This is a genomic window from Luteolibacter arcticus (genome assembly GCF_025950235.1).
In the GTDB taxonomy this organism is placed as follows: Bacteria; Verrucomicrobiota; Verrucomicrobiia; order Verrucomicrobiales; family Akkermansiaceae; genus Haloferula; species Haloferula arctica.
Genome location: NZ_JAPDDT010000004.1, coordinates 196,633 through 216,481, shown reverse-complemented (window position 1 = coordinate 216,481; position 19,849 = coordinate 196,633). Strand labels below are relative to the sequence as shown.

14 protein-coding genes and 1 pseudogene are annotated in these 19,849 nt (G+C 64.3%); 10 read left to right on the top strand and 5 right to left on the bottom strand.

The features are described from left to right. Positions 1 to 11: 11 nt before the first annotated feature. From OKA05_RS11745 to OKA05_RS11730, 4 genes are all read right to left on the bottom strand, one after another. The gene (locus OKA05_RS11745) at positions 12 to 1,214 is read right to left on the bottom strand and encodes a GNAT family N-acetyltransferase (protein ID WP_264487332.1); all 1,203 of its coding nucleotides are present in this window, start codon (positions 1,212 to 1,214) and stop codon (positions 12 to 14) included. A 360-nt stretch (positions 1,215 to 1,574) separates the two neighbouring features. Continuing rightward, positions 1,575 to 2,279, bottom strand: a complete 705-nt coding sequence (locus OKA05_RS11740; RefSeq protein ID WP_264487331.1) for an SDR family oxidoreductase — start codon at positions 2,277 to 2,279, stop codon at positions 1,575 to 1,577. 30 nt (positions 2,280 to 2,309) lie between these two features. Then, positions 2,310 to 3,845, bottom strand: a complete 1,536-nt coding sequence (locus OKA05_RS11735; RefSeq protein WP_264487330.1) for a trypsin-like peptidase domain-containing protein — start codon at positions 3,843 to 3,845, stop codon at positions 2,310 to 2,312. Between the two features lie 33 nt (positions 3,846 to 3,878). Further along, positions 3,879 to 4,850 carry a thioredoxin domain-containing protein gene (locus tag OKA05_RS11730; protein WP_264487329.1) on the bottom strand — a complete coding sequence of 324 codons (972 nt, stop codon included), beginning with the start codon at positions 4,848 to 4,850 and terminating at the stop codon, positions 3,879 to 3,881. 83 nt (positions 4,851 to 4,933) lie between these two features. On the opposite strand from OKA05_RS11730, the gene trpS reads away from it, so the two are divergent. The 10 genes and pseudogenes from trpS (at position 4,934) to OKA05_RS11685 (ending at position 19,118) form a co-directional block, all read left to right on the top strand. Beyond that, complete coding sequence (gene trpS / locus OKA05_RS11725) at positions 4,934 to 5,902, top strand: tryptophan--tRNA ligase (RefSeq protein ID WP_264487328.1); 969 nt, start codon at positions 4,934 to 4,936, stop codon at positions 5,900 to 5,902. Between the two features lie 533 nt (positions 5,903 to 6,435). Then, on the top strand, positions 6,436 to 7,188 hold the full coding sequence (locus OKA05_RS11720) for a YebC/PmpR family DNA-binding transcriptional regulator (protein WP_264487327.1): 753 nt from the start codon (positions 6,436 to 6,438) through the stop codon (positions 7,186 to 7,188). 91 nt (positions 7,189 to 7,279) lie between these two features. Further along, a pseudogene (locus OKA05_RS29330) lies at positions 7,280 to 7,360 on the top strand (DNA-binding protein); the annotation flags it as partial. Between the two features lie 9 nt (positions 7,361 to 7,369). Beyond that, on the top strand, positions 7,370 to 9,211 hold the full coding sequence (gene rho / locus OKA05_RS11715) for a transcription termination factor Rho (RefSeq protein WP_264487602.1): 1,842 nt from the start codon (positions 7,370 to 7,372) through the stop codon (positions 9,209 to 9,211). 451 nt (positions 9,212 to 9,662) lie between these two features. Next, entirely contained in the window at positions 9,663 to 9,851 is a 189-nt protein-coding gene (locus OKA05_RS11710; RefSeq protein WP_264487326.1) for a hypothetical protein, read from the top strand. 78 nt (positions 9,852 to 9,929) lie between these two features. After that, positions 9,930 to 10,238: a hypothetical protein gene (locus OKA05_RS11705; protein ID WP_264487325.1), complete on the top strand. Its 309-nt coding sequence runs from the start codon at positions 9,930 to 9,932 to the stop codon at positions 10,236 to 10,238. A 635-nt stretch (positions 10,239 to 10,873) separates the two neighbouring features. Next, a complete protein-coding gene (locus OKA05_RS11700) occupies positions 10,874 to 14,794 on the top strand; it encodes a DUF7133 domain-containing protein (RefSeq protein WP_264487324.1) in 3,921 nt (1,306 codons plus the stop codon). A gap of 75 nt (positions 14,795 to 14,869) precedes the next feature. After that, entirely contained in the window at positions 14,870 to 15,436 is a 567-nt protein-coding gene (locus tag OKA05_RS11695; RefSeq protein ID WP_264487323.1) for a hypothetical protein, read from the top strand. An 87-nt stretch (positions 15,437 to 15,523) separates the two neighbouring features. Then, positions 15,524 to 18,049, top strand: a complete 2,526-nt coding sequence (locus OKA05_RS11690) for a protein kinase domain-containing protein (protein ID WP_264487322.1) — start codon at positions 15,524 to 15,526, stop codon at positions 18,047 to 18,049. A gap of 109 nt (positions 18,050 to 18,158) precedes the next feature. Then, positions 18,159 to 19,118 (top strand): phytoene/squalene synthase family protein, encoded by a 960-nt coding sequence (locus tag OKA05_RS11685; RefSeq protein ID WP_264487321.1) that lies wholly within the window; start codon positions 18,159 to 18,161, stop codon positions 19,116 to 19,118. Here the strand turns inward: OKA05_RS11685 and OKA05_RS11680 are convergent, their stop codons facing one another. Further along, a complete protein-coding gene (locus tag OKA05_RS11680) occupies positions 19,119 to 19,841 on the bottom strand; it encodes a hypothetical protein (RefSeq protein ID WP_264487320.1) in 723 nt (240 codons plus the stop codon). Positions 19,842 to 19,849: the final 8 nt, after the last annotated feature.

Here is a 19,849-nt window from a genome sequence, read left to right as displayed (position 1 = left end):
CGGCCCGGCCGTCATGCCCCGATGAGGGGCGAGGCCCATAGCTGGAGGGCGGCCAAAGGCTCGTTGACCAGGGCGATGAAAAGGGATTGCCCGTAGGGGGCGCGCCGTTGGCGCTCTTGCGTCGCCGCCCGCACGAGCTTCCGCAGCCCACCTATGCCGCGCAGTTGGTCCTTGGCCCGGAGAAACGCGGCCACGACCCGGGAGCGCACGCTTTTTTGCCCGACCAGCAGGTGGTGATTCGCCGCGACACTGTCGGTCCAGTGGAACTTGTAGGGCTCGTTCCCGCGGAGGAAGTCGAACTCGCGCTTCTGACCGGCGTAGTGGTCGATCAGGTTTTTCAGCAGGATGCCGCCAATGCCCTGCTGCTGGTATTTCGGATCCGCCACGGGAATGTAGTATCCGATCTTTTCCTTGGTCTTGAAGCCGAGGTGCAGCGCGGCGAGTTCACCGTCGATTCTCAGCCACGAGACCTCCACCTTGCCGAGCGGTTCGAGCCGCGTGATGGCGTCGTGCAGAAAGGCGGTGTGGGCAGGGTCGCGGAAATTGCTCTCCGGCCACTTCGCCAGGTGGAGCTCCAGGAAGCGCTGCCAGAATTCCTCGCTGAAGGCACCGCCGATCACCAGCTCGACCTGGTGATCGCGACGCAGCCCGCGTTCGCGGCGCTCGGTGGTCTTCAGTCGCGAGCGGGCGATCTTCGCGTCATTGGAGCCGTAATGGAAATACGGCGTGAGCACGCGCTCGCCGAAGTGGCAGGTGGTGCCGAACTCAGCCTCTGTTAGATCGGCCAGCAGGAAGGCCTGCGGGTTGCGCGAGTTGAAGTTGAAAAGATGCAGCACATCCCAGCGGTGGCGTTGCTGGTGCAGCACGCGGAGCAGAGCGGCGAGCATCACGCGGTGATTGCCATCGCGATGCAGGTAGAAGCTGCTGTAGTCCGCCTGGTCGCCGGTGATCGTTCTAACAACCCGTCCTTTGAGCGGGCCGATGCCGGTGCGCTGGATGCACAGCGGCGCAAGGGCGACGAGCTTGCCGTCCTTTTCGCCGGCGAGGATGAACAGCTCATTGCAGTCGGCGTGGCCGTGATCGAGCCGTGCGGCTGCCCATTCCCAACAGAAGAAGGCCTCGCTGCCCTCCATGTGATCGACGAGTTCATTCCACGGCTCGCGCAGCGCGTGGAATTCCTCGCGGGTCTCGATGATCCGGATGTCGATGTCCATGGGGGGATGAAGTTGGGAGGTAAGCCGAGCCGGAGTGTGGCCGTTCAGCAGGCACCAGAGAAAGGAATCGGACCGCGAAATCACGCGAAAAAGAGGGGGGATTTGGTTCCGTAGGCGCGGTGGTGTCACTGCGGAAGCCACGGGAAAAGCGGACCGCACCTCGGTTCCCGAGTTCTAACGAACACGCCAACGTTTGCTCCCGCGGGCCGCATTGCCATTCGTAGGCGCGGTGGTGAATTCTTATCCCATCCATCTCATCCATCCCGGTCCCATTGGATTTCCCTCTGTGCCTTTGCGGTAATTCCGCATCGAGGACCCATTCGGGCGGGAATGAATTCCGCGTTCCCAGTGGCCCCCACCCTACGCCTGCTGGTCGCTGCTGCGCATCAGGATGTCGCCGATTTCGACGTGGGTGGGCGCTTCGAGGATGGAGAGGATGGACAGGGCGACGTCCTCGGGCTTGAGCATGGTCATGCTGTCGCGGGTCTTGCGCAGGGCGTCCTCGCGGCCGCGGAAGTACTGGTCGAGCAGCGGGGTATCGACAAAGCCGGGCGAGACGCAGGCGACCTGCACCGGCGAGCCGGTGGCCTTGAGTTCATTGCGCAGGGCGTCGGTGATGGCGCGCACGGCGAATTTCGTCGGGGCGTAAAAGCCGCCGGTGGGGGGGACGCGGTGGCCGCTCATCGAGGAGACATTGACGATGCGTCCGCCCTGCTTCGGGAAATGGCGGAGCGAGAGCTGGCAGCAGAGCGCGAGCGCCATCACATTGACGCGCCACATTTCCTCCCAGTCGGTCGGATTGCCGTCGCTGATGCGGGCGAGGTAGGCGACGCCGGCGCAATTCACCAGGGCATTGATGCGGCCGAGGTGGTTGAAGACTTCGAGGATCTCGTCGCGCTTCGTGAGGTCAGCCTGGATCGGGGCGACGCCGGGCGGCAGCGACTCCGGCCGGCGGGTCACGCCGAGCACGGCGGCACCGCGGTTCACTAACATTTCCGACAACGCGCGGCCGATGCCGCTGGACGCTCCGGTGACGAGGACGATGGGGCCGTCTGGGCTGCTCATGCGGGAAAGCTGGCGTGCTGGAGCCGCCGGTCAATTCGGGACGAGGATGGTGGCGGAAGCTCCCTTGGCGCGGGCGATGATGGCCGAGGCGCCGGCGGGCTTGTCGGCGGCCGCGGCCTTCAGTGCCGGCGCGGCCTCCGGGGTGCCGGAAACGAATTGGTGGAGGACGGCTGCTTTCAGCGCGTAGCTGACATTGTCGGCATTTCGCCCGTCGGAGGTGCGATCCAGCCGCAGCGTGATCACGCCCACGGCCCAGCCGCTCTCCATATCGATGAGCGGGCCGCCGGAATTGCCGGGCTGCACCGGCACGGAAATCTGATAGAAAGCTTCATCGTCCATCATGCCGGCCCGACTACTGACCCGGCCGTCGGTGTATTTCGGCTCGAGGCCCTGCATGACTGGATTCGGGAAGCCGATGGTGAAAACGGAGTCGCCGAGTTCCAGCTCCTTGCCGCCTTGGGAAACGGGCAGCCAGGTGGACGACTTCACGTCTGCCTTGAGCAGCGCGAGGTCGTTTTTCGGATCACGGGCGACCACTTGGGCCGGGACGATCTTCCCGTCGCTGGTGCGCAGGTCCACCGTATCGGCCTTGCCCACGACGTGGCGGTTCGTGACCAGCCAGCCATCGGCGGAGATGAAGAAGCCGGAACCGAAGCTGCCGTATTTCTCTAGCAGCTCCGCATTCTTGGTGAAGGCTTCGCCCGGCGACTCGCTCAGGAATTCCGTCATCGAGTTGTTCCCGGCAAGTGCCTTGGAGATGATCGGGTTCGACTTGATGCGGCGCTCGAAGAGGCGATTGAAGGTCTGATAGAATTCGGCCTGGGTCTGGGGCTCGTTGCCCTGGACATTATCGGCGAAGAGCTTGTTGATCTCCTCGTTGACCGCGTCGGCTTCCTTGAGGAGTTCGGCGGCTGCGACCTTGTCACCGTTGAAATGTTCCTGCGCGATCTTGGTGAGCTTCACGTCGCGCTCGCGATCGAGGCGCGCTGCGTCTTCCTTCTCGCGCTTGGCGATCTCGATGCGGTTTTTCTCGATGTTCTTCTGGCGCTCCGCGGATTCGCGCTCGCGGCGTTCGGCGTCCTTGAGGGCCAGCTCGGCCAATTTCTGGCGGGCCTGTTCCTGCATGGTGGGCGCTGCCAAGAAGGCCTTCTTTTTCTCCTCCGCCTTCGAGGCGGCCGCCCAGATCCCGTAGCCACCGCCGGCGAGGGCCAGAACGGCGACGGCGATGATCGCGATCAGCTTGCCATCCCCGGAGCTTGCTGCGGGGGGCGGATGATAGGCTGTGCGATGAGGCGCTCCGCCCGGCGGGCGTGGGCCGGGACCGGGACCCGGGCGATTCACCGGCGCACTAGCCGGAGCGACGGTGACCGGCGCCGTCGCGATCCGGGCTTTCACCGTGGGGATTGCGACTTCCGGGGCATCGACGTGAAACGCCGTGCTGCATGCGGGGCAGGTGACGTCCACGCCTGTGGCGGGCACATCCGCGGAGAGGGATTGCTGGCACCCCGGGCACTCGAATTCCACGTTCATATCATCGTTGCAAAACTGCGATGAGGCAGAGTGCATCGGAAGTTGTGGGAAAGGCAAGTTCGGTGCTTTTCAGCGAACATTCGCCACGAGCCCGCCGAAGTCATCGAAGAGCCGCGGCAGGTCCGGCATGTCGGACGCGGATCTCGCCGGCTGGCTGGAGATGACCTGGGAGTCTTTCACCAGGAAGGCACCCGGCATCTGGAGCCCGTCCCCGGCGAGATGGCCGACGCCGCAGCCCTTGAAGACGGAAACGGCGCCCCGCAGCCAGACGCGCGGGCCGAAGAGCTCGAGGAAGCCGCCCTTGCCGAGGCCGAAGGCACGGTAGAGCTCGCACACCGGGTCGGCAATGCGGGCCACGCCGCTGCGCTCGCCGAGGTAATGGGTTTCGCCGCCCTTTTGCAGCATGTGGACCAGCACCAGCCGGGCGTCGTGGCGATCGGCCTCCGTTTTCAGCTCGGTGAGATGGGTGAGGATCTGGCGGGTGAAGGTGCAGCCGAAGTGGCGGAGAAAAACGACCGCCATGGTCTGTTTCGCGGAGGCCTCGGCCAGCGTCTCGCCGGAGGACAGCCGGTAGGTTTCGCAGGCCTGGGAGACGGTGAGGGGATTCTCGCGGGTCGGCGGGCGGCCCAGGTGGGACTGCACCGTGGCCCACAGGATGGCCCCGAGCGGGAACCACCAGATGAAGTCATCGAAGAACGCGAGCCACAGCGATTTGGCGGGCAACTCGCTGGCAACGATCGACGCGGCGAGGAGGCCGATCACCAGCGTGGCCTTTGAGAAGCCGAGCAGCACCAGGGGCCAGTGGCGGATTGGGTCGCGCGCGGCGATCAGAAAGCCGACGCCGAAAACCGCCGAGACCAGCCCCGCGGCGCGCCACAGCACCGGGGGATTCGGCCGCGGAATGCCCGCCCAATCGAAGCAGAAATGCGGCCACGCCACCGCCCCGAGCGCGAAAAGCAGGTGATACAGGCCCGCGAAAAACAGCAGGCGCGGCATCCAGGGTGGCACCTGACAGCGCTGGCCGTGGCACTCGAAGGGCATGGCACAGGCTAGCGGGATTCCGCCCCGCCGCAAGCGGGCGGTGCCCTTGACCACCCCGGCCGGTCCTGTCCATCTTCCCGCCCATGCGCATTTTGACCGGGCTGCAACCCAGCGGGAAACTCCACGTCGGCAACTACTTCGGGGCGATGGAGCCGGCCGTGCGCCTGCAAGACCAGGGCGAGGCCTTCTACTTCATCGCGAACTACCACGCGATGAACACGGTGAGGAATCCCGACGAACTCCGTGCCTACACCCGCGAAGTCGCGATCGATTTCCTCGCCTGCGGCCTCGATCCGGATCGCGTGGTATTCTTCCTGCAGAGCGCCGTGCCGGAGGTGAATGAACTCGCGTGGATCCTCTCGACGGTGTGCCCGGTCAGCCAGTTGGAGAAGGCGCACTCTTACAAGGACAAGGTCGCGCATGGCTTTTCGCCGAGCCACGGGCTGTTCGCGTATCCGGTGCTGATGGCGGCGGATATCCTGCTCTATGACTCGAATCAGGTGCCGGTCGGCAAGGACCAGAAGCAGCACCTGGAGATCACCCGCGACCTCGCCGGCAAGATCAACGAAGCTTTCGGCGAAGGCACGCTGGTGGTGCCCGAGCCGATCATCCGTGAGTCGGCCGCCGTGGTGCCAGGCGTCGATGGCCAGAAGATGAGCAAGAGCTATGGCAACACGCTGCCGCTCTTCGCCGATCCGGCCGAGGTGAAGAAGATCATCATGAAGAAGCTGGTGACCGATGCCACGCCGCTCGAAGATCCGAAGCCGAAGGAGAATTCCACGCTGCTGGCACTCTACCGGCTGATGGCGAGTGAGGCCGACGTGGCCACGATGGAAGCCGATTTTGATCGCGGCGGCATTGGTTACGGTGACTTCAAGAAGCGTCTGTTAGATGCTTATCTCGAGCGCTTCGAGCCGATGCGTGCGCGCCGCGAGGAGCTGCTGGCGGATCCGGGATACATCGATCAAGTGCTCGCGAAGGGGGCCGAGAAGGCGCGTGCCGCGGCGGCACCGGTGATCGATCGCGTGCGCCGTGCGGTGGGCTTGGCGTGACTTGAGCCCTGCTGAAGTGACCTGTGGGGATGCACTGCGGTGGTTCGTAGTCCCTCCTTCAGGCGGACTCGAAGGGACCACTCGAGTCCGCCTGAAGGCGGGACTACGTACAAATGGGGCGCAGCTCTCCTCGTCCTTCCAGGGCTCGGGAAAAGCTGCGATGAGCCGCAGATTCCAAGGCGCGGGGTCCGCGAACCAAGCCTCGTCCCCTCTACACGGGATTTTTTCAAATGCCCCTGTGATCCCAATCGGCCTTTTTAAAAGGTTCGCGCCAGAATGGAGGCCACTTTCCGGGGGTGAAATTTTTGCTTTGCCAAGCTGCCGGGGTGGGGGCATCTTGCGGTTGTCCGATGGACGTTGGCGGTCGCGGGTTGTGTGCCCGCCGCCGGGATTGAAAACCTTGTCGCGAATGGTTTCGCAATGGACAGGGAATTCCCCAAACCCGGTTGCTTCGTCTCTCCTTATCTCTTCTCGTACCCTAACAAGGGCATGGCCGGATCACGGCCTTCTCTTCCGATTTCCCCAAGCGATTCATGGCTGGTCACAACAAGTGGTCGAAGGTCAAACACATCAAGGCGCGTGTCGATGCCATCAAGGGCCGCGTGTTCAGCAAATGTGCCCATGAAATCGCGCTCGCGGCTCGTTCCGGCGGCGGCGACATCGGCATGAATCACCGGCTACGTGCCGCCGTGGACAATGCCAAGGCGGTCTCGATGCCGAAGGAAAACATCGACCGCGCGATCAAGAAGGGACTCGGCGAACTGGGCGGCGAGGCCATCCAGGAAGTCTCCTACGAGGGCTACGGCCCGTCCGGCATCGCCTTCATCATCGAGGCGGCCACCGACAATCTCAACCGCACTGCGGCGGACATCCGCACGATTTTTTCCAAAAATGGGGGCAGCGTCGCCACCCCGGGCAGCGTGTCGTACCAATTCGACCGCAAGGGCGAAATCCGCGTGCCTGCCGGTGACATCGGCGAGGATGCGATGATGGAAGCAGCGATCATGGCCGGCGCGGATGACGTGCACAGCGATGAGTCCGAGCACGTCATTTACACGCCGCCCACCGAGCTTGCCGCCGTGGCTGCAGGGCTGCGCGCCGCCGGGTTTGCCATCGCTTCCGAAAAGTTTGTCTCCATCCCGCAGAATCCCTCGGTCGTCGAGGATCCGGACATCGCCCGTCTGGTGATGAAGCTCTACGAGCTGCTCGATGGCTACGACGACACCTTGAACGTTTTCACCAATTTCGAAGTCGCCGACGACGTGCTCGCGGCACTCGACGCCTAACAATTTTTTTTTCCGCATGAGCGAACACACGACTCAGGACACCGCCGGCTACGAATCTGCCGCGGACACATCCCCCAATGCTGCCAAGCCCGCCAAGAAGGCGGCCGCCAAAAAGGCAGCCAAGAAAGCCGTCGCGAAGAAGACGGCAGCCAAAAAGACCACCGCCAAGAAGGCAGCCAAGGTGGTCGAGGCCGCGCCGGTCCAAGCGCCCGTCCAGGCAGTGCTGCCGCTCGATACGCCTGCGGTACCCAAGAAGGTCGCGAAGAAGGCCGCTGCCAAAAAGAAGGCGGCACCGGTGGAGCAATCCTTTGCCATCGCCGAGCCAGCTCCTGCCCCGGCATCCGCTGCGCCGCCGAAGAAGGTGGCCTCTGAAAAGAAGGCGGCACCCGCGCCCGCGCCAGCCGCGGAGGCGCCACCCGTTTTCCAAGATCAAGCTCAAGACGGACCCAGCTACGAGTCCAAGCCGGTGACCTTTGGTCGCGTGCCGGGCGGTGGTCCGGTGCATCGCGAGGACCGCGAGCGCGACCGCGAGCGCCAGCCGCAGCCGAATCAATCCCAGCCGCCGCAGCAGCGCCAGGAAAGTGGCGGTGGTGGCGGTGGTGGTAATAGTGGCGGCGGCGGAGCTGGTGGCGTGGGTGATCGCACCGATGCGAATCGCGAACGCCGCAAGCGCCGTCGCAAGCGCCGCCGTGAGCGCGAACGCGAAGGCCGCCAAGGTGGCCCTCAAGGCGGAGGCGGCGGTAGCCACCAGCAGGGTGGGGAGCAAGCCGAACGAGGCGAGCGTGAACGTGACCGTGGTGACCGCGGTGATCGCGGCGACCGTGAACGCGATCGCGATCGCGAGCGCCCGCCGGTGGCGGAAAGGCAGCAGGCCGCGGAACCCGTCGAGCGCGCACCCGCATTCACCGGCCCAAAGGTCGAAGTGAATGGCATGCTTGAACTCGCGCCAAAGGGCTTCGGCTTCCTGCGCGTGCCTTCGAAGAATTTCGAGCAAGCTCGCGACGATGTCTTTGTCTCGCCTGAGATGGTTCGCCGCCATGGCCTGCGCCCCGGCGTGTGGATCCACGGGCTTGCCCAGGAAGGATCACGCGGCCAGCAGCTCGTCGAGCTCACCACCATCAATGATGTCACGCCGGATGAGGCGAAGCGGTTCCCGGCCTTCGAGGAACTCAAGGCGGTGAACCCGAGCAAGCGCATCTCTCTTGAAACCACGCCTGATCGCTACACGACCCGCGTGCTGGATCTGATGGCACCGGTCGGCCGTGGCCAACGCGGGCTGATCGTTTCCCCGCCGCGCTCCGGCAAGACCACGCTGCTGCTGCACATCGCCGAGGCGGTGCGCGAGCTGCATGATGAGACGATGCATCTCATGATCCTGCTGGTGGATGAACGGCCTGAGGAAGTCACCGAGTTCCGCCGCACGCTGCCGGGTGCCGAGATCTGGGCGAGCTCGAATGATGAAGGCTCCCGCAATCACTGCCGCATCGCCGAGATGTGCATCGAGCGCGCCAAGCGTCTCGTGGAAGGTGGCAAGCATGTCTTCCTGCTGATGGATTCCATCACCCGTCTCGCCCGTGCTTACAATGGCAACGCGGGAGGCGGTCGTAGCCGTGGCATCGGCAGCGGTGGCATTACCGTGGGTGCGCTGGAAGTCCCGCGCCGTCTCTTCGCCGCCGCCCGCAATACCCGCGATGCCGGCTCGCTGACCATCCTCGCCACCGCGTTGATCCAAACGAACAGTCGCGCCGACGAAGCGATCTTTCAGGAGTTCAAGGGTACCGGCAACATGGAGCTCGTGCTCGATCGCAAGATCGCCGAGAACTACATCTACCCGGCCGTGGACATCTTCAAATCCGGCACCCGTCGCGAGGAACTGCTGCTGCCGGAGCACATGCTCCACAAGATCCACCTCATCCGCCGCGGCCTCTCCGGGCATCGGCCAGTGGAGGCGATGGAGCGCCTGCTGTTTTTCCTGAAGAAGTTCCCGAATAATCCGCAGATGCTGCTGGAGATCAAGGGGTGAATGACGATGCTGTTTGGGATCAAGGGGTGAGTGTCTCTTCCGTCCCAACGGGACGACTTATAAAAGCCCGGCACGAAGTGCCGGGTCCTGGAGGCAAAGGATTGTGGTCTCCCAACGGGAGACCTTATGCGGGGTGCGGCGGTTTTATCCCCAAGCCGCCGAGCATTCCTTTCGGCCAGGTATTTCTCCAACGCAGAGGGCCATTCCATGGGAAATTTCGAGCCAGGCCGAGAACAGAGCCGTTAGACGCATGAGGCGTCCCTGCAGGACGCGATGATCTTGGGCATGATTCCCGGCACGTCGTGCCGGGCTGTTATGAACCGTCCCGTTGGGACGAAAAATACTGAAACTGGCGAACGTCCCTACCGGCTTGTCCATTGGGCGGACACGCCGTTGGCGGTAAAGACATCCCCGGCAAATTCGGAGCCATCTGGCCTCAATGGCGGAACCCATGCGATACCTCGTCTCCATTCTGGCGTTCGTGTTCTTCCCGGCCGGAAGCGTCGTCATGATCCCTGCGGTGGGGCCCGATGGGAGCATCGGGCTTCTGAGCACGAATCTGCCGACGACAGTTTTGTGGACCTTGGGATTCCTGGTTCTGGTAGGGGCGGTCTACTTTACGCGAAACAAGGCTCACTGAACTGGGGAGAGCAACCGGTTCCAACCCACCCCAAAACTTCGAATTGCCCGACCGGTGATCCCTGCGAAACTGCCTGCCGTGCCTGACACCATCGAAGCCGAGGTGCTGGAGATCGACGGCAGTCCGCCGCCGACTCCGAATGACCCTGAACACACCCGCCGCCAAGACCCGTGGCAGGCGATGCGTGGCCGGGTGGTGAACCTCGACCGCCGCTGGTGGCCGCTGTGGGTGCTCCTGGGGATCGTGGCACTCGGTCTGATTCTGACCGTTGGCGTGGTGATTGGCGCTGTCGTGATCGTCTTGAAGATCGTCGGCGGCGTGCTGCGCTTTTTGATCGGCGGGGGAGGGGGAAGCCGGGCTGGAATCTCGTTGTCGCGGCCGCACTAACGGCTGCTTGCGAAGAAATTCCCAAGTTATTCACAACGGAATTTGGGGAAAACCCCCATTTTAAAGGGGAGGGAGAGCACAATGCATCGTCTTGTTAGCGCCACTTTGTCCGCTTTTCTTCGTTGACAGTGGAATTGTGAATAACTTGTGGATAGGTCGTGGGAAACGGATTTGTAACATTATAAGGTGTTGGTATTTAGAGATTTGTGTCTATTTGTGGGTTTTGTCGCGACGTGCGGGGCGGTGAACAAGCCGTCCGCAACACCCACTTTCGTCACGGATCGGCATTTTTCAGCGGAGGACAACCGGGTAGGAAGTTGGCTTGGGGATTGCTTTTTGCCTGAGGGGGAAACCGGCCGTCTTCTCAAGTTGTTCACAATTTGTCCGGAAATGGGAGTTCAAGTCATCGCAAACGCGATGGGAGGCGGCTTTTTGCGCTGACTGACGGGATCCGCGATCGGCTCGGGTCAACCGGCGCGGGGTGGGGCGCGAGGTCCGCGGTCCAGCTTTCTGGTGTGGCATTCCTGAAAGATGCGCTCTCCCGCCATCGTCCCCCGCGGGACATGGGACCTCGACCTTTCCTTCACCCTTCTGAGCCATTGCCAATCCGTCGCCCGTCGCTAGCGTCCCCGGCGATGAAAGCGCGCTTCCTCTGGGCCTCCAGCCTGCTGTTTGCCACCGGTTCCACGCTGGGAGCCACCAAAGTGCTCCAAGCCTTCGAGGGCGACGGCTACGGCGATTGGAAGGTCGAGGGCACAGCCTTCGGCTTGGCACCGGTCCCGGGGAAGATGGACGGCCTCACCGCGGAGCTGACCGGCTATTCCCAGGACTCGCTGGCCTGCTCGGCAAATGGCGGCGACGGGGCGAAAGGCTCGCTGACCTCGCCTGACATCAAGATTTCCGAGAACTACATCTGCTTCCTCATCGCCGGCGGCAAGCATCCCGGCAAGACCGCGGTGCAGTTGCTGGTGGATGGCAAGGTGGTGCGCGAGGCGACCGGCCAGAATACCGTGCAGTGCCGGACCGAGGTCTGGAACGTGACCGAGTTCAAGGGCAAGAACGCACGGATTCGCCTGCTGGATGAAGAAGGTGGCCAGTGGGGCATCATCGCGGCCGACCAGTTCGTGATGACGGATTACGCGAACTACAAGTTTCCGCCGACGACCAAGAACGGCAAGGCCCACGCCGCCGGGCTGGTCGGGAGCGATGCCATTGCCGGCCTGACAGTGCCGGCGGGGACGAAGGTGGCGATCGTCGCGGACTACAAGAACGGCGGCGTGACCTCGCCGACCGCCTTGGCGCTCGGTGAAAAGGGCGAGATCTACGTGACCGAGACCACCCGTTTCCGCCACGGCGTGCCGGACAACCGCGATCACCTCTACTGGTATCTCGACGACATTTCCGCGCGCACGACCGAGGACCGGCGCAAGCTCCACGAAAAGTGGAAGGACAAGGAAGAGAAGTCCTCGATCAAGTTCCTGACCGAAAAGGCTGACCGCGTGCGCGTGCTTTCCAAGCCCGGCGCGGATGGCAAGTCCGCCACCGGCGAGATTTTCGCGGATGGCTTCAATGATTTGTTAGATGGTCCCGCGGCCGGCGTTTTCGCCTACGACGGCACCATCTACGTCGCGTGCATCCCGAACATCTGGGCGCTGCGTGACAAGGACGGCAATGGCAAGATCGACAAGCCGGACGAGCGCCAGAAGCTGTTCGAAGGCTTCGGTGTGCGCGTGTCGTTTTCCGGTCACGACCTGAATGGCTTCGCACTCGGACCCGATGGCCGGATCTACGGCACGCTCGGTGACCGCGGCATGAACCTGACCACGAAGGAGGGGACGCACTACGAATATCCCGACCAGGGCTGCGTGTTCCGCTTCGATCCCGATGGCTCGAATTTCGAAGTCATCCACACCGGTCTGCGCAACCCGAAGGAGATCGCTTTCGACGAGCTGGGCAACGCCATCTCGGTGGATAACAACTCCGATCAAGGCGACCAGGCGCGCGTGGTTTACGTGATCGATGGCGCGGACTCCGGTTGGACCATGGAGCACCAGGCGCTGCATAGCTTCCACCGCCAGATCGGCATGGAGGAGCGTCCGCCGAACCGCTGGATGGAGGAGAACATGTGGGCTCCGCAGAATGACAAGCAGCCGGCCTACATCCTGCCGCCGGTGGCGAATCTCACGTCCGGCCCCTCCGGCCTGACCTACCATCCGGGCACCGGCTTCATGGAAGGGGAAGCGGGTCGCTTCCTGATCTGCGACTACCGCGGTGGCGCTGCGAATTCCGGCATCTGGTCCTTCAAGGTGGAGCCGTCCGGTGGTGGCATGAAGCTCGCGGACTCCCGCCAGATGAACTGGGGTGCGGCTGTGACCGACGTCGAATACTCGTGGGACGGCAAGCTCGTCGTGACCGACTTCATCACCGGCTGGGCATCGCATGAAGCCGGCCGCGTTTACTCGATTGCGGCGGACAATGTCTTCCGCGCCGACGAAGCCGAGCATACGGCCGAGCTGATCGAGGCAGGCTTCGCCAAGCGCCCGGTCCCCGCTCTGGAAAAGCTGCTTTCCCATCCCGACATGCGCGTTCGCCTGCGCGCACAGATCGAGCTCACCCGCAAGGACGGTGGCTTCGACGTGCTCGCGAAAGCCGCGAAGGAGGGCAAGGATCGCCTCACCCGTCTGCACGGCGTGTGGGGCCTTGGCATCGTGGCCCGTCGTGGATCGGTGCCGCTTCCCGCCGGCGCAGGGGATGGCTTCGGAAAACTTCCCGACAAGGCGGCGCGTGACAAGGCCCGGGCGGAGCTTGTCCCGCTGCTTACCGACAAGGACGCGGAAGTCCGCGCGCAGGCCATCAAGGCGATCGGCGAGTCCGGCCTCAATGGCGCGGGCCTGCCGCTGCTCGCGCTGATCGCCGATGAGTCGCCGCGTGTCCGTGCCTTTGCCACCATCGCGGCCGGCCGCTTGGGTCAGACCGGCACGCTTTCGCAGGTGTGGGAAATGCTCGGCCAATCGGACGACCCGGCGCTGCGCCATGCGGGTGCCTTCGCTCTCTCGAAGCTTTGCAAACCGAACCAGCTTACCGCGCTCAACCAGCATGAGTCGCCTCGCGTGCGGATCGCCGCGGTGATCGCACTGCGCCGCTTGAAGGACCCCGCGGTCGTTGCGTTCCTGCGCGATGGCGATGCGAAGGTCGCCCGTGAGGCGCTTCAGGCGATTCACGATGTCGGCATCGAGCCGGCCCGTCCAGCAGTTGCCGATTTGCTCGACGCGCCGCCCGCCTGGCTCACCACGATGGACTGGCGCCGGGTGCTGCACAGCGCCCTGCGGCTGGGTGATGAGAAGAACCTTCGCCGCGTGATCGCCGTGGTCCTGAACGACAAGGCTCCCGAAGCTGCCCGTGCCGAAGCGCTGCGCCTCACCGGGCTGTGGAGCAAGCCGCATATGGTCGATCAATCGCTCGGTCGCGTGGCTCCGCTCTCGGAGCGTGATCCGGCGATGGTCAGCAACGTTCTCACCCCGGACCTCAGCAAACTGCTCAAGCTTCAGGGCAAGCTCGCTGAGCCCGCGCTGGCGCTCGTCACGAAGTACAAGCTCGATCTTTCCTCGGTCGATGACGCCACGCTCAAGGCTCTCGTCATGAACCAGCGCTTGCCTGGAAATGCCCGCTCCGAAGCGCTGGAACTCTACGCGACCCGTAAGCCGGCGGGCTTTGACCAGCTCCTCGGCGAACTCGCCAAGGGCCAGAACGACGACCTCGCCATCGGGGCCATCAAGCGGCTCGCCGCTTCCCAACCGGCGGCTGCCTTGGAGTCGCTCAAGGCGGCGACCACCCATGCCAACGCTCATCGCCAGCAGGAAGCGTGGAAAGTTGCCGCGGCGCTCACGGCTCCGGGCGTCGAGTCGCTCTTCACTGCGGCCTTGGATCAGCTCAAGGCCAAGGCCGGTGCTTCGCCCTCCGCGCTTGAGTTGCTGGATGCCGCCGCGAAGCGCACCGAGCCGGCGGTGAAAACCGCATTGGATGGCTACAAGGCTTCCATCGCCTCGTCTACCGACCCGCTCGTCCCGTATCTCGGCTCCTTGCAAGGTGGCGATCCCAAGAAGGGCGAGCAGCTCTTCGAGTCGCAGCCTGCCGGTCAGTGCATGCGCTGTCACGCCGCCGGCGGCGGTCACGGCGGTGGCGATGCCGGCCCGAACCTTGAGGCCGTTGGCAAGCGTGGCGACGCCAAGTTCCTGCTCGAGTCGCTTGTCAACCCCGGGGCCAAGGTTGCCACCGGCTTCGGTATTTCCAGCGTCACCCTCAAGGGCGGCAAGTCCGTCGCCGGCATCCTGCTGGCGGATGGGAAAGACCACGTCGATGTCGATAGCAACGGCAAGGTCCTGCGGGTCCGCCGCGGCGATATCGAAAGCATGACCCCGCCGGTCTCCGCCATGCCGCCGATGGGTCTGCTGCTGAGTCCTGCCGAGCTTCGCGATCTGGTCGCCTGGCTTGGCACGCAGAAGGGCAAGGAGCCGGCACCGAAGAAGCGCCCCGAGCCGGAACTGGTCACGCCGTGATCCTGCCCGCTCCCTCTAACAAGCGTCGGAGATGCGACTTGGCATCTCCAGCGGTGGTGGGAAAGGTGCAAATCCGTGACTGATAATCCCTATCAACCTCCGGCAGTCCAAGAGGTGGTGGCTCCGGCCGCGCCTTTGTCCGGGGCGGAGGCGATCCGGAGCCAGCACCTCAAGCACGAGGCTTGGCTCAAGGCGGTCGGATTTTTTTATCTCCTCAGCGCGATACTCGTGGCCCTTTCGGTGGTGGCACTGGTCGCAATTTATGGAGGCGTCAGGACCCGATCGGAGAGTGGGTTCGGCAACTGGGATGGGACGTTCATGGGCACCCTGATTGCGATTGGGATCGCGCAGTTCATTTCCGGTCGCGGGCTTCGTAAGCTTCGGCCACGGGCAAAGATTCCGGCGGCGCTGGTGGCGGGGTTCAGTTTGTTCAATATTCCGGTTGGCACGGTGATTGGAGGCTCCGTCCTTTATCTGCTTTTCTGCGCCAAGGGCCGCACGGTGCTGTCGCCGGCCTACGCGGAGATTATCGCCCGGACACCTCATCTTCGCTACCGGGCCCCGCGTTGGATTTGGATCGCCCTGATCCTGATCGTGGTAGTCCTTTTTTGGGTTGCCCTTTTTTCGCCGGCGATTCGCTGACGGCTATCGGTCGACCGTGATTTGATGGACCAACTGACGACGAATTGAGGGATTGGCGAATTCGCCGACGTCTTGCATGATGTGCCCGTGCAGCCCCCCGATGTGAATCGATTGCAGGTTGTGGGCCCGGTGGGAGCCGGGGCCTGCGGCCGGGTGTATCGAGCGCGTGATGAGAGCGGCCGGGAAGTAGCGGTGAAGCTCTTCAATCCGGCCTCGGTCAATCCCGTGCTGCTGGAAGAAGCGGCGCAGCGGTTGGAGGCGGCCGGCTGGCCAGCCGGGGTGCTGGAGGAACTGAGGGAGGACTATCGCGGCAAGCAGATCCTGCGGGTCACGCCATTCCTCGCCGACGAGGTGGAGGGGACGTGGGTGCCGCGTTCGTTGCAGCACCGCTTGGCCCGTTTTCCCGGCGAAGAGTCGTGGCCGGTGGTGCTGGAGATCCTCCGGGCATTGGCAGCGTTGCACGACCGCCAGGTGGCGCACGGCAACCTGAAGCCGGGGAATGTATTTTTTGACGATGACGGCAAGGTCGCGCTGACCGATTGGACGCTCGGCAACATGCCCGGGGTCCAGGCGCTCGATTATACGGATGCGATCCTCTACCAGCCGCCCGAGCAGCTCCGCGATGCCGGTGGCTACCTGCGGGAAAAGGGCTACCGGTGGGATGTCTTTGCCTTCGGCGTGCTGGCCTACCGGATGGTCACCGGGGCGTTCCCGCGCTGCACCGAGACCTTTGACGAAGTGGCTCCCGAGCCCGGGATGACGCGGCGCGAGGGGATCGCGGCGAACCTGAAAAGCATCGCCCGGATGATCGAGGGACGGCCGGGCGTCTCTTGGCCGGATGCGCCGGCAAATTCCCTGGAGTCTGCCTATCGCGATCAGCTCGACCGGTGCCTCTCGCTCGACCCCGCCGTGCGCCCTGCGAATGCGGGCGAGCTATTGCGCGGATTCGAGCAAGCGGAGCGGGCGGCGGGTGAGGAGCAGATGCGGGAGTCATTGCTGGACCAGCAGCGCCGGGCGCGTCGCAGCGCGTGGCGGGCGAATGTGGCCAGCGGCGTGATGGCGGGGGCGGCGCTGGTGTTTTCCATGCTCTGGAACGTCAAGACCAAGGAGCTGGAATCGGAGGAGCAGGGCCGTCGCAACGATGTCGCCCGGCTTGAGGCAGAGCGAAAGGTGGCGGAGAGCGGGAAAGCGGAGGCGGATATCGTGCTCGATCGCGAGCGCAAGGTGCTCCAGTACGAAAAGGATCTTTGGCTCGCGCGCCTCGAGGCATCGCGGGCGACCGGTGACCATCTCTTCGCGTGGGCCATGGAGAAGGGGCACCGCAAGTTGCCGCCGCTGGATGGGCGCGAGCAGCGGCTGAAACGGCTGGAGTACTATTTCCTGGATTTCATTACGCGGACCGCGGAGGTCGAGGCCCTGAAGGAAGAGCGGGCGCGGGCGCGACTGCAACTGGCCGAAGTGTCGCTCGCCCGCGGCGATCCGAAGGTAGCGGCGCAGCGTCTGGAGGAGGCGATGGCGGCGGCCGATGATTTGCCGGCCGGCCCCGATCTCGACCTGCGGCTGGCGACCGACCGGCTGCTACTGGCATTGCTCCTGCAGGATCGCAATGACGACGGCGCGGAGGCGGCCTTCGCGTCGGCGCGCAAGTCGCTCGAAGCGGTGCCGCAAGCGGCGGCCGATGCGGATCGCGTGCAGCAACTGCTCGCGGTGCTGGATTTCCATGAGTCGAAGCTGCTCGCCGCGGCGGGGAAGGACAATGCCGCGCTGGACCAGCTTCATCGTGCCACCCAGACCTTGTCACGGCTTTCGGAGCAGCGGCCGGATGCCACCGTGCTGCGCTCGGAACTGGCCCGCTGTTTCCTCGACTCCGCCACCATCCTCGATGGCATCGGCGAAATGGGCAGCGCGCGCGAGGTGCGCGCCCAGGCTTCGGAGGAGCTGTTAGATTTGCTTAAGAAGGAGCCCGGCAATCTGGAGATGCGGCTGGAGCTTGCCGGCTGCTATGGCGGCATGGCGGAGGCGGCGATCCTCTCCGGCGATGTCGGTTCGGCGACTTCGATGTCCAAGGCGGCGGTGAAGCTGTTAGAAGAATTGATGGGCCAGCAGCCGGATCAGGCCGAGGTCCGGTCGATGTTGGCCGGGCAGCACGGCTTGATGGCAGGGATCTTGCGTGACCGTGGCGAAACCGCGGAGGCGAAGAAGCGGGTGGAAGAGGCGATTCTCCTGGTCGAGCAAATCGCGGTCGGCGAATCCGCCGACCCGGTGGCGAAGTACCGGCTCGCGCTGCTGCTGTGGCAAAAGGGCCGGATGGGCGGTGCCGACGGCGACCGCGCCCGCGAGATCGAGCTTGAGAGCCGTGCCGCGGAGATGTTGCGCAAGCTGCTGACCAGCGAGGACAACGCCTTGTTGCGCGCCGAGTCGGTCCGGCGTTCGCTGGGCTACATGCTGGGCGATTTGGGACATGCCGCGCAACTGGCCGACAAGCCGGAACTCGCCCAAGCGGCCTTTGGCGAAGCGGTGGCGGTGTGGACCCAGCTCAATCGCGAGCGCCCGCACAACGAGGAGTACTACGAAGGCCTGACGTGGTGCCAGCAGCGGCTTAAGGAGCTGTGAGCCCGGGCTGCCGCAGCCCGCGTCTCTCACTGCCTGGGTGCGATGAGGTGCGTCAGGATAGTCCTCATGGATCGGGATTTACGCACGGTTCCGCCGATTTTGGGACTTGATGGAGCGCGTCGATCGGGGCTCTCTGAGGCCGGTGCAACTTGACCGTCACGTTTTGCGAAATGTTTCGCGGTCCTTCTACCTGAGCTTGCGGCTGCTTCCCCAGCCGATGCGCCCGGCTACCGCGACCGGCTACCTGCTGGCCCGCGCCAGCGACACGCTGGCGGACACCGCGGAGGTCCCGGTGGATGACCGGCTGGAGTTGCTCGATGGGTTCGCGGCTGAGTTGCAGGGCAAGGGTTCTGAGTGGCGGTCGCGCAAGTTGCGGGCGTTTGCCGAGAAGCAGACCGATATGGGGGAGCGCGTGCTATTGGAGCGGCTCGATGAGTGTTTCGCTGGGCTTGCGGAACTCGACGGACTCCAAGCCGATGCCGTGCGGGAAGTGCTGGCGACCATCATCAGCGGCCAGCGGCTTGATCTAGTGCGATTTGAAGAGGCCAGCCGCGCGCGTCCGGTGGCGCTGAAGAGCGAGGAGGAGCTGGAGGATTACTGCTATCGGGTCGCCGGTTGCGTGGGAGCCTTCTGGACGCGCATCGGCTTGCTTACGATGGGCAACCGGTTCTCCGATTCGAACCCCGACGATCTCCGCGATCTGGGCGTGCGCTACGGGATGGGGCTGCAGCTCGTGAACATTCTCCGCGATCTGCCGGCCGACCTGTCCCAAGGGCGCTGCTACTTGCCCGTGGCGAATCCCCATGACCGCGAGCAGATGGCGTCCTTGCGAAAGGAGTGGCTGGATCACGCGGCGGTGTGGCTTGAATCGGGTCGCCGTTATTCCTCACGGCTGAACCAGTGGCGCCTGCGTGCCGCATCCGTGCTGCCCGCCCTGATCGGCGAGGACACCGTGGCGCTGCTCCGGGCTGATCCTGCCGCGGAGGCGAAGGTGAAGGTCACCCGGAAAGAAGTCAGGCGCGCCATGTGGCGCGCCTGCTGGTGGCCGAAAGGCTCGATTCGCCCTTAATCAAGGCGTGGCGGCCGCCGGCTGCTGGAGCCATGGCGGGATGTCGCTGAAGATCTTCACCACCGGCTGCTTGAACTTGCCATCGACGAGCGTGACCACGATTTCGCGGCGCTGGTCGCTCGCCTTCCAGCTCGCCGAGTAGCCTTTCACCCAGTCGCCATTGCCGCTGAGGAACTCCACGGCCACCGGATACATGTTGTATTCGTCGACCTTGGTGGATTGCGGGAAGATCGCATGCTTGTCGGCCGGGATCTGTGGCGTGGTGGCACCGGAGACCACGAAGCGCACGGGAACGGGCGCCAGGTTGATGGCGCGGACGGCACCGAGCTTGAAGGAGTTCAGGTCGTCGTCATACGCCCGCATCACATAGGCTGGCTTGCCCTCGCCTCCAGGGCCGGGCATCAGGACGAAGAGCTGGCGGTCCCCCTTGGCGAGCGGGGCCCTGGCGGCGATCACCGGCTTGTCGGTGGCACCACCGGCACCCTTGACGTAGAGCACGGCCTCCCCGGAGGGGAAGGTCGATTCGATGACTTCCGAAGTGGAAGCGGTGAAGAGCGGCACTGTGACTGCACCCTCGCCGGCCTTGGCGGCGGGCAAGCTGAGCTCGGTCAGGTCCTTGACGTGATCAAGGCACAAGGTGCGGAAGGCGACCTTGCGACCCTGGCCAAAGGCGGAAGCGGCGGACAGGGCGAGGGCGAAAAGCGGAAGAAGACGCATCGTCATGGCAGTTT